At 58.3% G+C, this 15,422-nt stretch carries 12 protein-coding genes and 2 tRNA genes; 13 read left to right on the top strand and 1 reads right to left on the bottom strand.

Annotated features, from left to right (window positions below; genetic code table 11):
- The first annotated feature begins 358 nt into the window (after positions 1-358).
- The 4 genes from carA to CPter91_RS14980 all read left to right on the top strand — a co-directional run bounded on the left by carA (position 359) and on the right by CPter91_RS14980 (position 5,964).
- Positions 359-1,537, top strand: coding sequence for a glutamine-hydrolyzing carbamoyl-phosphate synthase small subunit (gene carA / locus CPter91_RS14995; protein WP_061941619.1), 1,179 nt, complete (start codon positions 359-361; stop codon positions 1,535-1,537).
- A complete protein-coding gene (gene carB / locus CPter91_RS14990; RefSeq protein ID WP_061941618.1) occupies positions 1,530-4,751 on the top strand; it encodes a carbamoyl-phosphate synthase large subunit in 3,222 nt (1,073 codons plus the stop codon). Before carA ends, carB begins: the two co-directional genes overlap by 8 nt.
- A gap of 209 nt (positions 4,752-4,960) precedes the next feature.
- Positions 4,961-5,437, top strand: a complete 477-nt coding sequence (gene greA / locus CPter91_RS14985) for a transcription elongation factor GreA (protein WP_061941616.1) — start codon at positions 4,961-4,963, stop codon at positions 5,435-5,437.
- A gap of 65 nt (positions 5,438-5,502) precedes the next feature.
- Entirely contained in the window at positions 5,503-5,964 is a 462-nt protein-coding gene (locus CPter91_RS14980; protein WP_061941614.1) for a DUF4149 domain-containing protein, read from the top strand.
- 116 nt (positions 5,965-6,080) lie between these two features.
- Here CPter91_RS14980 and CPter91_RS14975 read toward each other — a convergent pair whose 3' ends face one another.
- Complete coding sequence (locus tag CPter91_RS14975) at positions 6,081-6,551, bottom strand: YhbY family RNA-binding protein (RefSeq protein WP_061941611.1); 471 nt, start codon at positions 6,549-6,551, stop codon at positions 6,081-6,083.
- A 31-nt stretch (positions 6,552-6,582) separates the two neighbouring features.
- Here CPter91_RS14975 and CPter91_RS14970 point away from each other — a divergent pair, with 31 nt between their 5' ends.
- The 9 genes from CPter91_RS14970 to CPter91_RS14930 all read left to right on the top strand — a co-directional run bounded on the left by CPter91_RS14970 (position 6,583) and on the right by CPter91_RS14930 (position 15,301).
- On the top strand, positions 6,583-7,227 hold the full coding sequence (locus CPter91_RS14970) for an RlmE family RNA methyltransferase (protein WP_061941609.1): 645 nt from the start codon (positions 6,583-6,585) through the stop codon (positions 7,225-7,227).
- 240 nt (positions 7,228-7,467) lie between these two features.
- Positions 7,468-9,354, top strand: a complete 1,887-nt coding sequence (ftsH, locus tag CPter91_RS14965; RefSeq protein WP_061941607.1) for an ATP-dependent zinc metalloprotease FtsH — start codon at positions 7,468-7,470, stop codon at positions 9,352-9,354.
- A 186-nt stretch (positions 9,355-9,540) separates the two neighbouring features.
- A complete protein-coding gene (gene folP / locus CPter91_RS14960) occupies positions 9,541-10,401 on the top strand; it encodes a dihydropteroate synthase (protein ID WP_061941605.1) in 861 nt (286 codons plus the stop codon).
- A gap of 28 nt (positions 10,402-10,429) precedes the next feature.
- The gene (glmM, locus tag CPter91_RS14955) at positions 10,430-11,767 is read left to right on the top strand and encodes a phosphoglucosamine mutase (RefSeq protein WP_061941603.1); all 1,338 of its coding nucleotides are present in this window, start codon (positions 10,430-10,432) and stop codon (positions 11,765-11,767) included.
- Between the two features lie 51 nt (positions 11,768-11,818).
- Positions 11,819-12,517 (top strand): winged helix-turn-helix domain-containing protein, encoded by a 699-nt coding sequence (locus CPter91_RS14950; RefSeq protein WP_061941601.1) that lies wholly within the window; start codon positions 11,819-11,821, stop codon positions 12,515-12,517.
- Between the two features lie 2 nt (positions 12,518-12,519).
- A complete protein-coding gene (phoR, locus tag CPter91_RS14945; protein WP_061941599.1) occupies positions 12,520-13,836 on the top strand; it encodes a phosphate regulon sensor histidine kinase PhoR in 1,317 nt (438 codons plus the stop codon).
- Between the two features lie 300 nt (positions 13,837-14,136).
- Positions 14,137-14,213: transfer RNA gene (locus CPter91_RS14940), tRNA-Pro, on the top strand.
- Positions 14,214-14,329: 116 nt separating this feature from the next.
- Positions 14,330-14,406, top strand: a tRNA-Arg gene (locus CPter91_RS14935).
- A 328-nt stretch (positions 14,407-14,734) separates the two neighbouring features.
- On the top strand, positions 14,735-15,301 hold the full coding sequence (locus CPter91_RS14930; RefSeq protein ID WP_205631606.1) for a hypothetical protein: 567 nt from the start codon (positions 14,735-14,737) through the stop codon (positions 15,299-15,301).
- The last annotated feature ends 121 nt before the right edge of the window (positions 15,302-15,422 follow it).

Genomic DNA, 15,422 nt, shown 5'->3' with positions numbered 1-15,422 from the left:
TGTAGGTGTTTGAATGCCAAACCGGCAAGCTGACAATTATTGGCAGATTTGGCGGTTTGGCAGAAATTGATGGGCTTCGATTGTCAGGTTTGTTGTCGCCGCATCAACGGCAATCGTTTTACGTAATTATTTATACAAAAACCCTGGTCATGGCATCGGTTCAGATTGCCGGGCAGGTGGTTGTCGGCTATAATTGCAGGGTTTAGCCCAATTTACTCCGCCGTAGCGCATACCACCTTCCATTTCGTCCCAAAAAGACTGATAAACCGTCAAATCAACGCCGTTTGGGCGCTGTTTGGTGATTCATAGCGGTCGTTTGGCGCAGCGCAGCGGCGGTAACAACATCAGGAGTTACCCCTTGCAGCCATTTTTTTCTGGCCTCACCGTACCGGCCATCCTCGCGCTAGCAGATGGGACGATTTTCCAAGGTATTTCCATTGGCGCCGTTGGTCATACGACAGGTGAAGTCGTATTCAACACCGCCATGACCGGCTACCAGGAAATCCTCACCGATCCAAGCTACAGCCGCCAGATCGTCACTCTCACTTATCCGCATATCGGCAATACCGGCGTCAATAAAGAGGATGTCGAATCCTCCCAGATCCACGCTGCCGGCCTGATCATCCGCGATCTGCCGCGCCTGGTATCGAATTTCCGCTCCACCCAGACTCTCGATGCCTATCTGCAGGAATCGAACATCGTCGCCATTGCCGGTATCGATACCCGCAAGCTGACCCGCATCCTGCGCGAAAAAGGTGCGCAGGGCGGCGCCATCGTCGCCGGCGAGTCGGATATTGCGGCGGCAACCGCCAAGGCGCTGGAACTGGCGCGCGGCTTCCCAGGCCTGGCCGGCATGGACCTGGCCAAGGTCGTGTCGACCACCAAGGCCTACAGCTGGAGCGAGACCGAATGGCGTCTCGGCCGCGGTTACGACCAGCAGATCACGCCTAAGTATCACGTAGTGGCGTTCGACTATGGCGTCAAGTTCAACATCCTGCGCATGCTGGCGCAACGCGGCTGCAAGATCACCGTGCTGCCGGCCCAGGCTTCCGCTGCCGATGCGCTGGCGCTCAATCCGGACGGCATTTTCCTGTCCAACGGCCCCGGCGATCCGGAGCCGTGCGATTACGCGATTGCCGCCACCAAGGAACTGATCGAGCGCGGCGTGCCGACTTTCGGTATCTGCCTCGGCCACCAGATCATGGCGCTGGCTTCCGGCGCCAAGACGCTGAAGATGAAGTTCGGCCACCACGGCGCCAATCATCCGGTGCAGGACCTGGACAGCAAGCAAGTGCTGATCACCTCGCAAAATCACGGCTTCGCCGTCGATGGCGCGACCCTGCCGGCGAACTGCCGCGTGACCCACGTTTCCTTGTTCGACGGTTCGCTGCAAGGCTTCGCCCGCACCGACAAGCCAGCGTTCTGCTTCCAGGGCCACCCGGAAGCGTCGCCCGGCCCGCATGACATCGCCCCCTTGTTCGATCGTTTCATTCAATTGATGAATCAAACGATGTTGGAGAAAAATAAAAATGCCTAAGCGTAGTGATTTAAAAAGTATTCTGATCATCGGCGCCGGCCCGATCATCATCGGCCAGGCCTGCGAATTCGACTACTCCGGCGCACAGGCCTGCAAGGCGCTGCGCGAAGAGGGTTACAAAGTCATCCTGGTCAACAGCAACCCCGCGACCATCATGACCGACCCGGAAATGGCGGACGTCACCTACATCGAGCCTATCACCTGGCAGGCGGTGGAACGCATCATCGCCAAGGAAAAGCCGGACGCGATCCTGCCGACCATGGGCGGCCAGACTGCGCTGAACTGCGCGCTCGACCTGCATCGCCACGGTATCCTGGAAAAGTACAAGGTCGAGCTGATCGGCGCCTCGCCGGAAGCCATCGACAAGGCGGAAGACCGTTCCAAGTTCAAGGCGGCGATGACCAAGATCGGCCTCGGTTCGGCCCGTTCCGGCGTCGCCCACACCATGGACGAATCGTGGGGCGTGCAGAAGGAACTGGGCTTCCCGGTCATTATCCGTCCTTCGTTCACCATGGGCGGCACCGGCGGCGGCATCGCCTACAACGCGGAAGAATTCGAAACCATCTGCAAGCGCGGCCTGGAAGCCTCGCCGACCAAGGAACTGCTGATCGAAGAATCGCTGATCGGCTGGAAAGAGTACGAGATGGAAGTGGTGCGCGACAAGGCGGACAACTGCATCATCGTCTGCTCGATCGAAAACCTGGATCCGATGGGCGTGCATACCGGCGACTCGATCACGGTAGCGCCGGCGCAAACGCTGACCGACAAGGAATACCAGATCATGCGTAACGCCTCGCTGGCGGTACTGCGTGAAATCGGCGTCGACACCGGCGGTTCCAACGTGCAGTTCTCGGTCAACCCGGCCGACGGCCGCATGATCGTCATCGAAATGAATCCGCGCGTCTCGCGCTCTTCGGCGCTGGCCTCGAAGGCAACCGGCTTCCCGATCGCCAAGATCGCGGCCAAGCTGGCGGTCGGCTTCACGCTGGACGAATTGCGCAACGAAATCACCGGCGGCGCCACGCCGGCATCGTTCGAGCCTTCGATCGATTACGTGGTCACCAAGATCCCGCGTTTTGCGTTTGAAAAATTCCCGACCGCCGATAACCACCTGACTACCCAGATGAAATCGGTGGGCGAAGTGATGGCGATCGGCCGCACCTTCCAGGAATCGTTCCAGAAAGCCTTGCGCGGCCTCGAAGTCGGCGTCGACGGCATGAACGAAAAGACCCAGGACCGTGAAGTCATCGAAGAAGAGCTCGGCGAGCCGGGCCCGGACCGCATCTGGTATGTGGGCGATGCGTTCGCCCAGGGCTTCACGCTGGAAGAAGTGCATCAGCTGACCCATATCGATCCGTGGTTCCTGTCGCAGATCAAGGAAATCGTCGATATCGAACTGTGGCTGGAAAACAGCCAGACGCTGGAAGCGCTGGACCGCGATACGCTGTTCCGCCTGAAGCAAAAGGGCTTTGGCGACCGCCGTCTGGCTAAGCTGCTGAAGACTACCGATACCGACGTGCGCAAGAAGCGCCTGGCCTTGAACATCCGTCCGGTCTACAAGCGGGTCGATACCTGCGCCGGCGAATTCTCGACCAACACCGCCTACATGTACTCGACCTACGAGGAAGAGTGCGAATCGAATCCGACCAATAAAAAGAAGATCATGGTGCTGGGCGGCGGTCCTAACCGTATCGGCCAGGGCATCGAATTCGATTACTGCTGCGTCCACGCAGCGCTGGCGATGCGCGAAGACGGCTACGAGACCATCATGGTCAACTGTAATCCGGAAACCGTATCGACCGACTACGATACCTCGGACCGCCTGTATTTCGAGCCGGTGACGCTGGAAGACGTGCTGGAAATCGTCGACAAGGAAAAGCCGTATGGCGTGATCGTGCAGTACGGCGGCCAGACGCCTTTGAAGCTGGCGCTGGACCTCGAAGCCAACGGCGTGCCTATCGTCGGTACTTCGCCGGACATGATCGACGCTGCCGAAGACCGCGAGCGTTTCCAGAAACTGCTGCACGACCTGAACCTGCGCCAGCCGCCTAACCGCACCGCGCGCACCGAAGAAGATGCCTTGCGCCTGGCGCAGGAAATCGGCTATCCGCTGGTGGTGCGTCCATCCTACGTGCTGGGCGGCCGGGCGATGGAGATCGTCCACGAGCAGCGCGACCTCGAGCGCTACATGCGCGAAGCGGTCAAGGTGTCGCACGATTCGCCGGTGCTGCTGGACCGCTTCCTGAACGACGCCATCGAAGTCGATGTCGACTGTCTGTCCGATGGCGAGCGCACCTTCATCGGCGGCGTCATGGAACATATCGAGCAGGCTGGCGTGCACTCCGGCGACTCAGCCTGTTCGCTGCCGCCTTACTCGCTGTCGCAGGCAACTATTGAAGAGATCAAGCGCCAGACCTCGCTGATGGCCAAGGGCTTGAATGTGGTCGGTTTGATGAACGTGCAGTTTGCGATTCAGCAGATCGATGGCCAGGATGTGGTGTTCGTACTGGAAGTTAATCCGCGCGCTTCGCGTACCGTGCCGTTCGTTTCCAAGGCAACCGGCCTCCAACTGGCAAAGATCGCAGCGCGCTGCATGGTCGGCCAGTCGCTCGACAGCCAGGGTATCAAGAATGAAGTGGTGCCAAAGTACTTCAGCGTCAAGGAAGCGGTATTCCCGTTCGTCAAATTCCCTGGCGTCGATACCATTCTCGGACCGGAAATGAAATCCACCGGCGAAGTGATGGGTGTCGGCAAGACCTTCGGCGAGGCGTTCGTCAAGTCGCAGCTGGGCGCCGGCATCAAGTTGCCGAAGTCGGGCAAGGTGTTCCTCAGCGTCAAGGGCAGCGACAAGCCGCGCGCGGTGCAAGTCGCCAAGGACCTGGTCGCGATCGGTTTCACCGTGGTGGCGACCAAGGGTACGGCGGCCGCCATCAGTGCTGCCGGGATCCCTGTGGAAACCGTCAACAAGGTGGTCGAAGGGCGTCCGCATGTGGTCGACATGATCAAGAACAATGAAATTTCATTGGTGATCAACACGGTCGAAGAAAAGCGCAGCGCAATTGTCGACTCGCGGGCGATCCGCACTTCGGCGCTGGCGGCTCATGCCACCACCTACACCACCATCGCCGGTGCAGAGGCAGCAGTCGAGGGCATGCGTCATCTGGACGAGTTGCATGTCTATGATTTACAAGGGCTGCATAAAACCTTACACTAAGGCCAGATCAGGATGTGCCTAGGCACATCCTGAATCGCTTCCGGGCTGTCTGGAAGTAGTCGAAACCTACAATTTAGCTACAGAAGTTCCTGCGGAGGTCATCAGCGCATCTTTTTTCCGGTGCGTTTTTGACCTCCGTGACCTTTTATCGTGTGCGTGACGCACCTCGCGTCACAAACCTTATTTAATATTTGTTGAATTCCATCCCTATGAGCTCAGTACCTCTTACCAAGCATGGCGCGCAATTGTTGAAAGATGAGTTGCATCATCTGAAAACCAAAGAGCGTCAAGCCGTCATCAAGGCCATCGCAGAAGCGCGCGCGCATGGCGATCTGTCGGAAAACGCGGATTACGATGCGGCGAAAGAGCGTCAAGGCTTTGTCGAAGGCCGGATTGCCGACCTCGAAGGAAAGCTGGGCGCCGCGCAGGTTATCGATCCATCAACCCTGGATGCGGACGGCCGCGTGGTGTTTGCTTCCACGGTCGATCTGGAAGATCTGGAGTCGGGCGACAAGGTCACCTATCAAATCGTCGGCACCGATGAAGCCGACATCAAGCTGTCCAAGGTTTCCGTGACTTCGCCGATCGCCCGCGCGCTGATCGGCAAGACGGCGGGCGACGTGGTCGGTGTGCAAGCGCCGTCCGGCATCCGCGAGTATGAAATCCTGGAAGTCCGCTACGTCTAAAGCGTCGCCATGATGGCGCCCGCTGGCGCCGATGCAGCATTCGATCAGAAAATCCAGGAGCAGCGATGTTTGTAGTGCGGTGCAGATTGTTAGTCGCGACCTTGTGGGTCGGTAGTTTGTGGACGATAGGCGGCCTGGTGGCGCCGGTCTTGTTCGCCACCTTGCCGGACCGCGTGCTGGCCGGCACCATCGCCGGCAACCTGTTTCGCATCGAAGCCTGGCTGACGGTGGCTTGCGGCATCTTGCTGACGCTGCTGTTCAGCTATCGCACCCATGACGATTCGGCACCGCTGCGCAAGACCTTACTGCGTTTTGCTTTGCTGATGCTGGCTTGCACCGTGGCCGGTTATTTCTGCCTGCAGCCTTTCATGGCCAGCCTGCGCGAAGCAGCGGCCCTGGCCGGCGGCGTCATGAGTGACAGCGCCAGGACGCAGTTCGGCATCCTGCATGGGGCTTCCATGGGGATTTACCTGATCCAGGGCTTGCTTGGGGTCGGATTGATCTTGAAGTTGCGCAACCTGCGCTAAAGGCAAGGCCTAGCAGGGCTGGGGAGGGCGCTAGCAGATTGCTTGCGCCGCCGTACCGGAATACGGCACCCTCGGTATCGAAATGCGATGGCTGCCGAAGCGGCCGGCCATCAGCATTAACGGCCCAATGCCGACTTCTTGCTGCTCTTCTGGCGCGGTTTGGCGCGCTTGATGTTGCCGCCCTGGGTTACGCGCTCATTGCCTTTGACCATGACCTTGGTCACCGACGGACGCTTGGTGCCGCTTGGGCTAGGCTTGACGATGGTGACTTCGCGCATGCCGCGGCCACGGGTTTCGCTGCGTTCCTTGGCAGCGTCTTTTTGCGGGCGGTACAAGACCAGCAGCTTGCCGATGTGTTGCACCGGCGCCGCCCCAAGCTTTTCACAAATAGTTTCGTAGATGGCGATCCGTGCCTCGCGATCATCACCGAATACACGCACTTTAATCAGGCCATGCGCATTCAGGCTTAAATCGATCTCTTTCATCAGCGTTGGCTTCAAGCCATCTTCGCTGATTAGGACCACAGGATCCAGACCGTGGGCCTGGGAACGGAGCTCGCTACGCTCGGCAGATGTAAGTTTCAACATAAAAATTCCTTAAAAACGGTATTCTACGCGAATGGCAAAGAAGAAATTAAACAAAAACTGGCTGCACGACCACATTAACGACCCTTATGTGAAGCTGGCGCAGAAAGAAGGCTACCGTGCGCGGGCTGCTTACAAGCTGAAAGAGATCGACGAACTGGACAAGCTTATCAAGCCTGGCCAGATCATTGTCGACCTTGGGTCCACGCCTGGCAGCTGGTCGCAGTATGCCCGCAACAAGCTGGCCGGCCAGGACGGCGGCGGCATTCACGGCATGATCATCGGCCTCGACATCCTGCCGATGGACCCTATCGCCGACGTCCATTTCATCCAGGGCGACTTCCGCGAGGCCGACAGCCTGCGCAAGCTGGAGCGCTTGCTGGAGGGGCGCAAGGTGGATCTGGTGCTGTCCGACATGGCGCCCAATTTGTCCGGCATCGCGATCTCAGACGCGGCCCGGGTTGAGGAAATTATCGATTTGGCAATAGAATTTGCACAGATGCACATGAAGCCGACCGGCGCCTTGCTGGCCAAGTGCTTCAACGGCACCGGCTACAACGAAGTGCTGATGAAATTCCGCCAGGAGTTCAAAACCGTGGCGTCGAGGAAACCCAAGGCCAGCCGTGACAAGTCTTCGGAAATATTCCTCCTTGGAAAGATATTGAAAAATCCACATTAAATCCGCGTTAAGCAGCATTTTTTCCTTGAATTTCCCTAGGGGCGGCCGCATATCTTGCGGCAGGGGGCAGCCCGGAATCCGGTGCAAGCGGCCGAAAAAATATTTGTTTAGCTATTTTTTCAGCCATGGCCCCCTAACTCAGGCCAGCCTCCTAGCAAGCTGTACCTATTCCGAGTAAAATCAAAGGAATATCTCGATGCTGTACCTATGTCAGGCGCGCAGCGCGTCCAAGGAGTTCTAGTGAACAACATGTTTTCCAAAGCCGCCATTTGGGTGGTCATCGCCCTGGTGCTTTTCACCGTATTCAAGCAGTTCGACGGGCGCGGACTAGCCAGCGGTGCAGGGCCGATTGCCTATTCCGATCTGATTACTGAAATCCGGGCCGGGCACATCACCGATGCGACCATCGAGGGCAGCAGCATCGTCGCCAGTACTTCGGACGGCAAGAAAGTGAAGACCGCCATCACCATGCTGGATCGCGGCCTGATCGGCGACTTGGTCAACAACAACGTCAAATTTGAAGTCAAGCAGCCGGAAGAACCATCGTTCCTGCAGCAGATCTTCATCTCCTGGTTCCCGATGATCCTGTTGCTGGGCGTCTGGATTTTCTTCATGCGCCAGATGCAGGGCGGCGGCAAGGGCGGTGCTTTCTCGTTCGGCAAGTCGAAAGCTCGCATGCTGGATGAGAACAGTAATTCCGTGACCTTTGCCGACGTCGCCGGTTGCGATGAAGCCAAGGAAGAAGTTTCCGAGCTGGTCGATTTCCTGCGCGATCCGACCAAGTTCCAGAAACTGGGTGGCCGCATTCCGCACGGCGTGCTGATGGTTGGTCCTCCAGGCACCGGTAAGACCTTGCTGGCGCGCGCCATTGCCGGCGAAGCGAAAGTGCCGTTCTTCACCATTTCCGGTTCGGATTTCGTTGAAATGTTCGTCGGTGTCGGCGCTTCCCGTGTGCGCGACATGTTCGAAAACGCCAAGAAGCACGCTCCCTGCATTATCTTCATCGATGAAATCGATGCGGTTGGCCGTCATCGCGGCGCCGGCATGGGCGGCGGTAACGACGAGCGCGAACAGACCTTGAACCAGATGCTGGTCGAGATGGATGGCTTTGAAGCCAACTCCGGCGTGATCGTGATCGCTGCCACCAACCGTTCCGACGTGCTGGACAAAGCCTTGCTGCGTCCAGGCCGTTTCGACCGCCAGGTTGTGGTCGGCTTGCCGGACATCCGTGGCCGCGAGCAGATCTTGAATGTGCACATGCGCAAGGTGCCGATTTCGACTGATGTCAAAGCCGATATCCTGGCACGTGGTACGCCTGGCTTCTCCGGCGCCGATCTCGCCAACCTGGTCAACGAAGCGGCGTTGTTTGCCGCCCGCCGCGCCAAGCGCCTGGTCGAGATGCAGGATTTCGAAGATGCCAAGGACAAGATCGTCATGGGTCCTGAGCGCAAATCGGCTGTCATGCGCGAAGAAGAGCGCCGCAATACCGCATATCACGAGTCCGGCCATGCCGTGGTTGCCAAGCTGCTGCCTAAGGCTGACCCGGTGCACAAGGTCACCATCATGCCGCGCGGTTTTGCGCTCGGCCTGACCTGGCAGCTGCCTGAACATGACCGCGTCAACATGTATAAGGACAAGATGCTGGAAGAAATCGCCATCCTGTTTGGCGGCCGTATTTCCGAAGAAATCTTCATGCACCAGATGTCGACCGGCGCCTCCAACGACTTTGAGCGCGCCACCAAGCTGGCGCGGGCGATGGTGACCCGTTACGGCATGTCGGAAAGCCTGGGCACCATGGTCTACGAAGATACCGAGCAAGATGCTTACTTTGGCCGCATGTCGTCCAAGACTGTATCGGAAGCGACCCAGCAAAAGGTTGATGCGGAAATCCGCAGTATCCTGGATCAGCAATACGCGTTGTCGCGCCGCCTGCTGGAAGAGAACAAGGAAAAGGTCGAAGCCATGACCAAAGCCTTGCTCGACTGGGAAACCATCGACGCCGACCAGATCAACGACATCATGGAAGGCCTGGAGCCGCGCTTGCCGAAAGCCGGCAGCTCGGTGCGCAAGGCGCCTAGCGACAACTCGTCCGGCGGTGTGACGCCGACCGCTACTGCACCGGCCTGATCCTGCCGACAGCGCCTGGCCGGCGTAGCTTGTGAATACACAATATGTCAGCAAAGTGAGCAACAAGGGTGAGGAGCGATCCTCGCCCTTTTTGTTTGAGCGCCGGGATGGGGTGGCCTGATGCCGGTCGCGGCAAGCCAGCCCGCTGCAAGTAGGCTGTTATCAAGATCCAACTTACAATTCACCATGCAACAATATCTTCAATGCGGCCGCTACCGGTTGCCGGTCAATACGCCTGAGGCGCGGCCGTTAGTCATGGGCATCCTTAACGTCACGCCCGATTCGTTTTCCGACGGCGGCAAATTCCACGCGCTGGAATTTGCCTTGTCGCATGCGGAACAGATGATTGCCGATGGCGTCGATATCATCGATATCGGCGGCGAATCGAGCCGCCCCGGCAGTCCCGCGCTGTCGCTGCAAGAAGAACTGGACCGCGTCATGCCGGCCATCTACGCCTTGCGCGACTGCGGCAAGCCGCTCTCCATCGATACCTACAAACCGGCAGTCATGCGCGAGGCGATTGCCGCCGGCGCCGACCTGATCAACGATATCAACGGCTTTCGCGGCGCCGGCGCGCTGGAAGCGGTGAGCGACAGCGATTGCGGCCTATGCATCATGCACATGCAGGCGGATCCGCAAACCATGCAGTCCAGGCCCGAATATCAGGATGTGGTGGCGGAAGTCAGCGCCTTTCTGAGCGAGCGCGTTACGCTCATGGAGCTGGCCGGTGTTGCAAGAAATCGCATCAGCATCGATCCAGGCTTTGGCTTTGGCAAGACCTTGGCGCATAATGTTGCTTTGTTGCAAAGCATAGGCGAAATTCAGCACCGCCTGGACCTGCCGCTGCTGGCCGGAATCTCGCGCAAGTCGATGCTGGGCGAGCTCACCGGCAAGCCGGTTGAGCGGCGTCTGGCCGGCAGCCTGGCAGCTGCCCTGGCGGCGGTTGCCCAAGGCGCCAGGATCGTGCGGGTGCACGATGTGGCGGAGACGGTTGATGCGCTCACGGTCTGGCATGCCGCGCAAATATCAAAAGCAATCTGTTTGTGATTTATGAGAAAACTGACTGAAGGTTGAAATGACAAGAAAATATTTTGGCACCGACGGCGTACGCGGCCGTGTAGGCGTAGCACCGATCACCCCCGATTTCGTCATGAAGCTGGGCTATGCCGCCGGCAAGGTGCTGGCGCAGGCAAAGGCAAGCGGCGGCAGGCCGACCGTCCTGATCGGCAAGGACACCCGGGTTTCCGGCTACATGCTGGAAGCGGCGCTGGAAGCCGGCTTTGCCGCTGCCGGCGTAGATGTCATGCTGGCCGGCCCGATGCCGACACCGGCCATCGCTTACCTGACCCGGGCCTTGCGTCTGGCGGCCGGGGTCGTGATTTCGGCCTCGCACAATCCGTATGAAGACAACGGCATCAAGTTCTTTTCCGCGCAAGGCAACAAGCTGCCGGATGCGGTCGAAACCGCGATTGAAGCGGCGCTGGAACTGCCGATGGACTGCGTCGCCTCCGACAAGCTGGGCAAAGCCAGGCGACTGGACGATGCAGCCGGACGCTATATCGAATTCTGTAAAAGCACCTTCCCTAACGAGCTGGACTTGCGCGGCCTGACGATCGTGGTCGACAGCGCCCACGGCGCCGCTTATCACATCGCGCCGCACGTATTCCATGAGCTGGGGGCGGAAGTGATCGCCATCGGCAACCAGCCGAACGGTTTCAACATCAATGACGGTTTTGGTGCTACCGCGCCGGATGCCTTGTCGCTGGCGGTACGCGCCAACCGCGCGGATATTGGGATTGCGCTGGATGGCGATGCGGATCGCTTGTTGATGGTGGATGCTAGCGGTCGCATCTACAACGGTGACGAGCTGCTGTACGTGATGGTCAAGGACCGCATGAAGACCGGCGCGGTAAAAGGCGCGGTTGGCACGCTGATGACGAACATGGCGCTGGAAGTGGCTTTCCGCCAGATGGGCGTGGAGTTTGCCCGGGCCAAGGTCGGCGACCGTTATGTGCTGGAAGTGATGAAGGAACGCGGCTGGAACCTGGGCGGCGAGGGCTCCGGCCATCTGCTGTGCCTCGACAAGCATACGACCGGAGACGGCATCGTCTCGGCCCTGCAGGTGTTGTCGGCCTTGAAGCGCGATGGTCAAACGCTGGCTGAATTGACTGCCGATATCGCGCTGTATCCGCAAACCCTGATCAATGTAAAAGTGAGCGCAGGTTTCGACTGGCAGAAAAACCCGGCCATGGTGGCGGAGAAAGAGGCAGTGGAACGCGAGCTTGGCGATAACGGCCGCGTACTGATCCGCGCTTCCGGCACCGAGCCGCTGATCCGGGTCATGGTCGAAGCCAAGAGCGCAGAGCTGGCGCAAGCGATGGCGCGCCGGATTGCAGATAAAGTGACGTCCTGAGGCACGCATCCTTTAGTATTGATTTGCTGGATTGAATAGAGTTAATGCCTGATGTCGAAATATCAAACCCACATTTTGATTGTCGAAGATGAACCTGGCATCGCCGAGCTGCTGCGCTTTACGCTCGACGATGCCGGTTTTTCCTGTGAGATCGCGTATAGCGCCGCCGAGGCGCGTCAGGCTATCGTCGGCGTCTTGCCCAAGGCCGTACTGCTGGACTGGATGCTGCCCGACACTTCCGGCCTGGCGCTGCTGCAGGAATGGCGCGGCCAGACCCGCAGCGCCACGCTGCCCGTCATCATGCTGACCGCCAAGGGCATGGACGAAGACAAGGTCAGAGGGCTCAATGCGGGCGCCGACGACTACGTCACCAAGCCGTTTTCACCGAAGGAACTGATTGCGCGGATCCAGGCGCTGCTGCGGCGTAAGGTGCCGGAGCTCGGACAAAGCCTGCTGACGCATGGCTTGATTCGCATCGATACCGACCGCTACCAGGTCACTGTCGATAACCGCGAAGTCGAGCTAGACCAGGCCGAATTCAAGCTGCTGCGCTTCCTGGTGGCGCATCCCGACCGGATTTTTTCTCGCGCCCAATTGCTCGACAAGGTCTGGGGCGACCATACCTTCATCGAAGAACGCACGGTCGATGTCCACATCATGCGCCTGCGCAAATCGCTCGGACTGGCCGCCGACTACGTCAAGACGGTGCGCGGCGTAGGCTACAAGCTCAACGCCGAGCCGGCAGCGTGACCATGCCGGCAACCAGCACGCGCAGCGCACGCAAATTCTGGGTGCCGGCGCTGCTCTGGTTCGGCCTCCTGTCCCTGGTTGCAGTGGCGATAGGCGCCGCCTTCGGCGCCATCACCGGTCTGCTGTTCTATAGCCTGTCGCTGGCGAGCCTGCTGTTCTTGCAGATGCGCTCGCTGTATCAGATCGAACAATGGCTGGATGCGCCGGTCGGCCGTCCGCGGCCGAAAACCTGGGGCATGTGGGCGCATGCATTCGCGGCGCTGGAAGACATTCGCCATGAAGATGAACGCTCACGCGCAGAAATGGCAGAGTGGCTAGCACGCTTCCGCCAGGCCATGAGCCTGCTGCCGGACGGCGTCGTGATCGTTGATGGCGTGATGCATCTGGAGTGGTGCAATCCGGCGGCGCAAACCCATCTGGGACTGGATCTGAAGCGCGATGAAGGACGCTTGCTGACCAATCTTATCCGTTCTCCCGATTTTGTCGACTACATGCTGTCCGGCCGTTTCGAGCAGCCTTTGCCCTTCATGCACCACGACCGCAAAATCCTGGTGCAGCTGATCTCCTTCGAAAGCCGGCGTCAAATCCTGGTGACCCACGACGTCACGCAAAATGAAAAGATGGATACCATGCGGCGCGATTTCATCGCCAATGCTTCGCATGAGCTGCGCACGCCACTGACCGTCATCAACGGTTTTCTGGAGCACGCTCTGAGCAGCGAAATGAGCGAGGAAACCCGCCAGCGCCAGTTGCACCTGATGGCGGAGCAAGGACAGCGCATGCAGCGGTTGGTGGCTGACATGCTGACGCTGACCAGGCTGGAATCGCTGGTGCAGCCGCCATCCGGCGACGCGGTGCGCATCAAGCCTTTACTGATCCGCATTGTCGAAGAGGCGAGGGCGCTGTCGGACGGCAAGCACAGCATCACATTGAGAGAAGTGCAGGAGGTCGACCTGAAGGGTAATCACGACGAGCTGGAAAGCGCGTTTGTAAACCTGCTGTCGAACGCGGTGCGCTATACGCCTGACGGCGGCCGCATCGATGTCAGCTGGGTCATGGAAGGCGACAGCGCCAGCTTGACCGTGATCGACGACGGCATCGGCATTGCGGCAGAGCATTTGAGCCGCCTCACAGAGCGTTTCTACCGCGTCGATAAAACGCGCTCGCGTGCAACGCAGGGCACCGGTCTCGGATTGGCAATCGTGAAGCATGTTCTGTTGCGTCATCGCGGTCGCCTGGAAATTTTTTCAGAGTATGGCAAAGGCAGCCGCTTCAAAGTAATTTTTCAGCGCGCGCAATTAGCATTGCGGCAGGATTGAAATCCTGTCGGATAAATCTGTAAATAATTTTTTCACTGCCGATTTGCTTAAAACATCGGCAGCTTTTTTACCGATCTGCTGATGGATTAAGCAGAAGCGAAAAAAGTTTGAATATTTATCGAAAAAGACGATTTTTTTGTCGCATATTTTTCTGAAATCTGGTCTAATCCGTCTCTCAAGTTTTTCAGCAGATAAGCTTTTGGCAGTACCGTTATTGGCTTGGTTTTAGCAGCAAAATTTAAAAATTTTCCTGTACAAAAATTTGACAAAAATCGGAATACTGTTTATTATCTTGCTTCTCGGAGTGTAGCGCAGCCCGGTAGCGCACCTGGTTTGGGACCAGGGGGTCCAAGGTTCGAATCCTTGTACTCCGACCAATAAGTAGAAAAGGGGCTGTCTTCGGACAGCCCCTTTTTTCATTTCCGCCTGACAAAAAACAGGCATCGCAATGAATCGATCTGACGATCGGAATCAAGCACTAAAGCGTATGAATCCGGCCGTAGCTCAACTGGATAGAGCATTCGGCTTCTACCCGAAATGTTGGGGGTTCGATTCCCTCCGGCCGGACCAGTTTTTAGCTTGATCTATCACCGCAGTATCCTGCAGTAATTTCCTTTTTTGCAATATTCATCGGCGACACAAGCCCAGTTTGCGGCTTGGAAACAGCCACGCCGCAGCCGGCTATCGCAGCGCTGTCCGGCATGCCTGTTCGAGCGCGAACTCGATAAAAACTGACATCGTAACGTGTCGCCATTTTCATGCAAGTTAGGCGCACGCTTAAGGCAGTTCCCTTCTGAGCGACATTATGATTGCGTCATTGACATCGCCGTTGTCAACGCCCGGCGCCAGCGCATCAGCCACAGCGTCGTCACGATCATCTGTCATTGAGGAGAGCAGCATGCATGTTTTATCCAATCCTTTCGCCGGCACAAATTCGAACGGCTTACGTCGCACCGTGAGCGAACGGAAGAAGCTCTTGGGCGGTGGTCCCTTTTCGATTGCATCGCCTGTCCTGGCATTCGGCTTAAGTCTCTGCACTGTACTTGCGACGGCGGCGCCGGAATATGTCGATGCCGTCAATTATCCCGCCAACGAGCAGGGCTGGGAGGCCTTCTACGGGCTTGAGAGGCGCCTTGTGACGGATTTCGACGATATCTGCGGCGACACCTACTGCGAGGGCGAATTCAGCAACCTGCAAGCGCTACGCTATCGCTGCTCGGTGCGGCAGGCGGACAGTCTCATTGGTGAGTGCGTCTGGACTTTTGCCGGCAGCAATGCCGCAATCGATGGCGCGACAGGCAAGGTAACGGTGGATGCAAGGACCTGGGCATGCCGTACCCCGCTGGCGCCGCAAACGCCGATCGCGACGTTCTACAGTGCATTGTCGGTTGCAAGGCCAATACTGGCGACGCTGCCGGCTACGGCGACCACCATCCATGAGGGATTGTCGAACTGCTTGAACTGATCGGGAAGACGTCTGCAGCGCTGGATCCGTGACGGATGGCGTGCGGGAAGAGGGGGAGGGAGAAGAGTTGCGTGATCGGCTTTGCTGGCAGCTGGTTTGAGCAGACAGGGACCATGGAGCC

It is taken from the genome of Collimonas pratensis (assembly GCF_001584185.1).
Taxonomy (GTDB): Bacteria; Pseudomonadota; Gammaproteobacteria; order Burkholderiales; family Burkholderiaceae_D; genus Collimonas; species Collimonas pratensis.
Note: the sequence above shows the minus strand (reverse complement) of the source record. Positions and strands in the feature narration are given on the sequence as shown.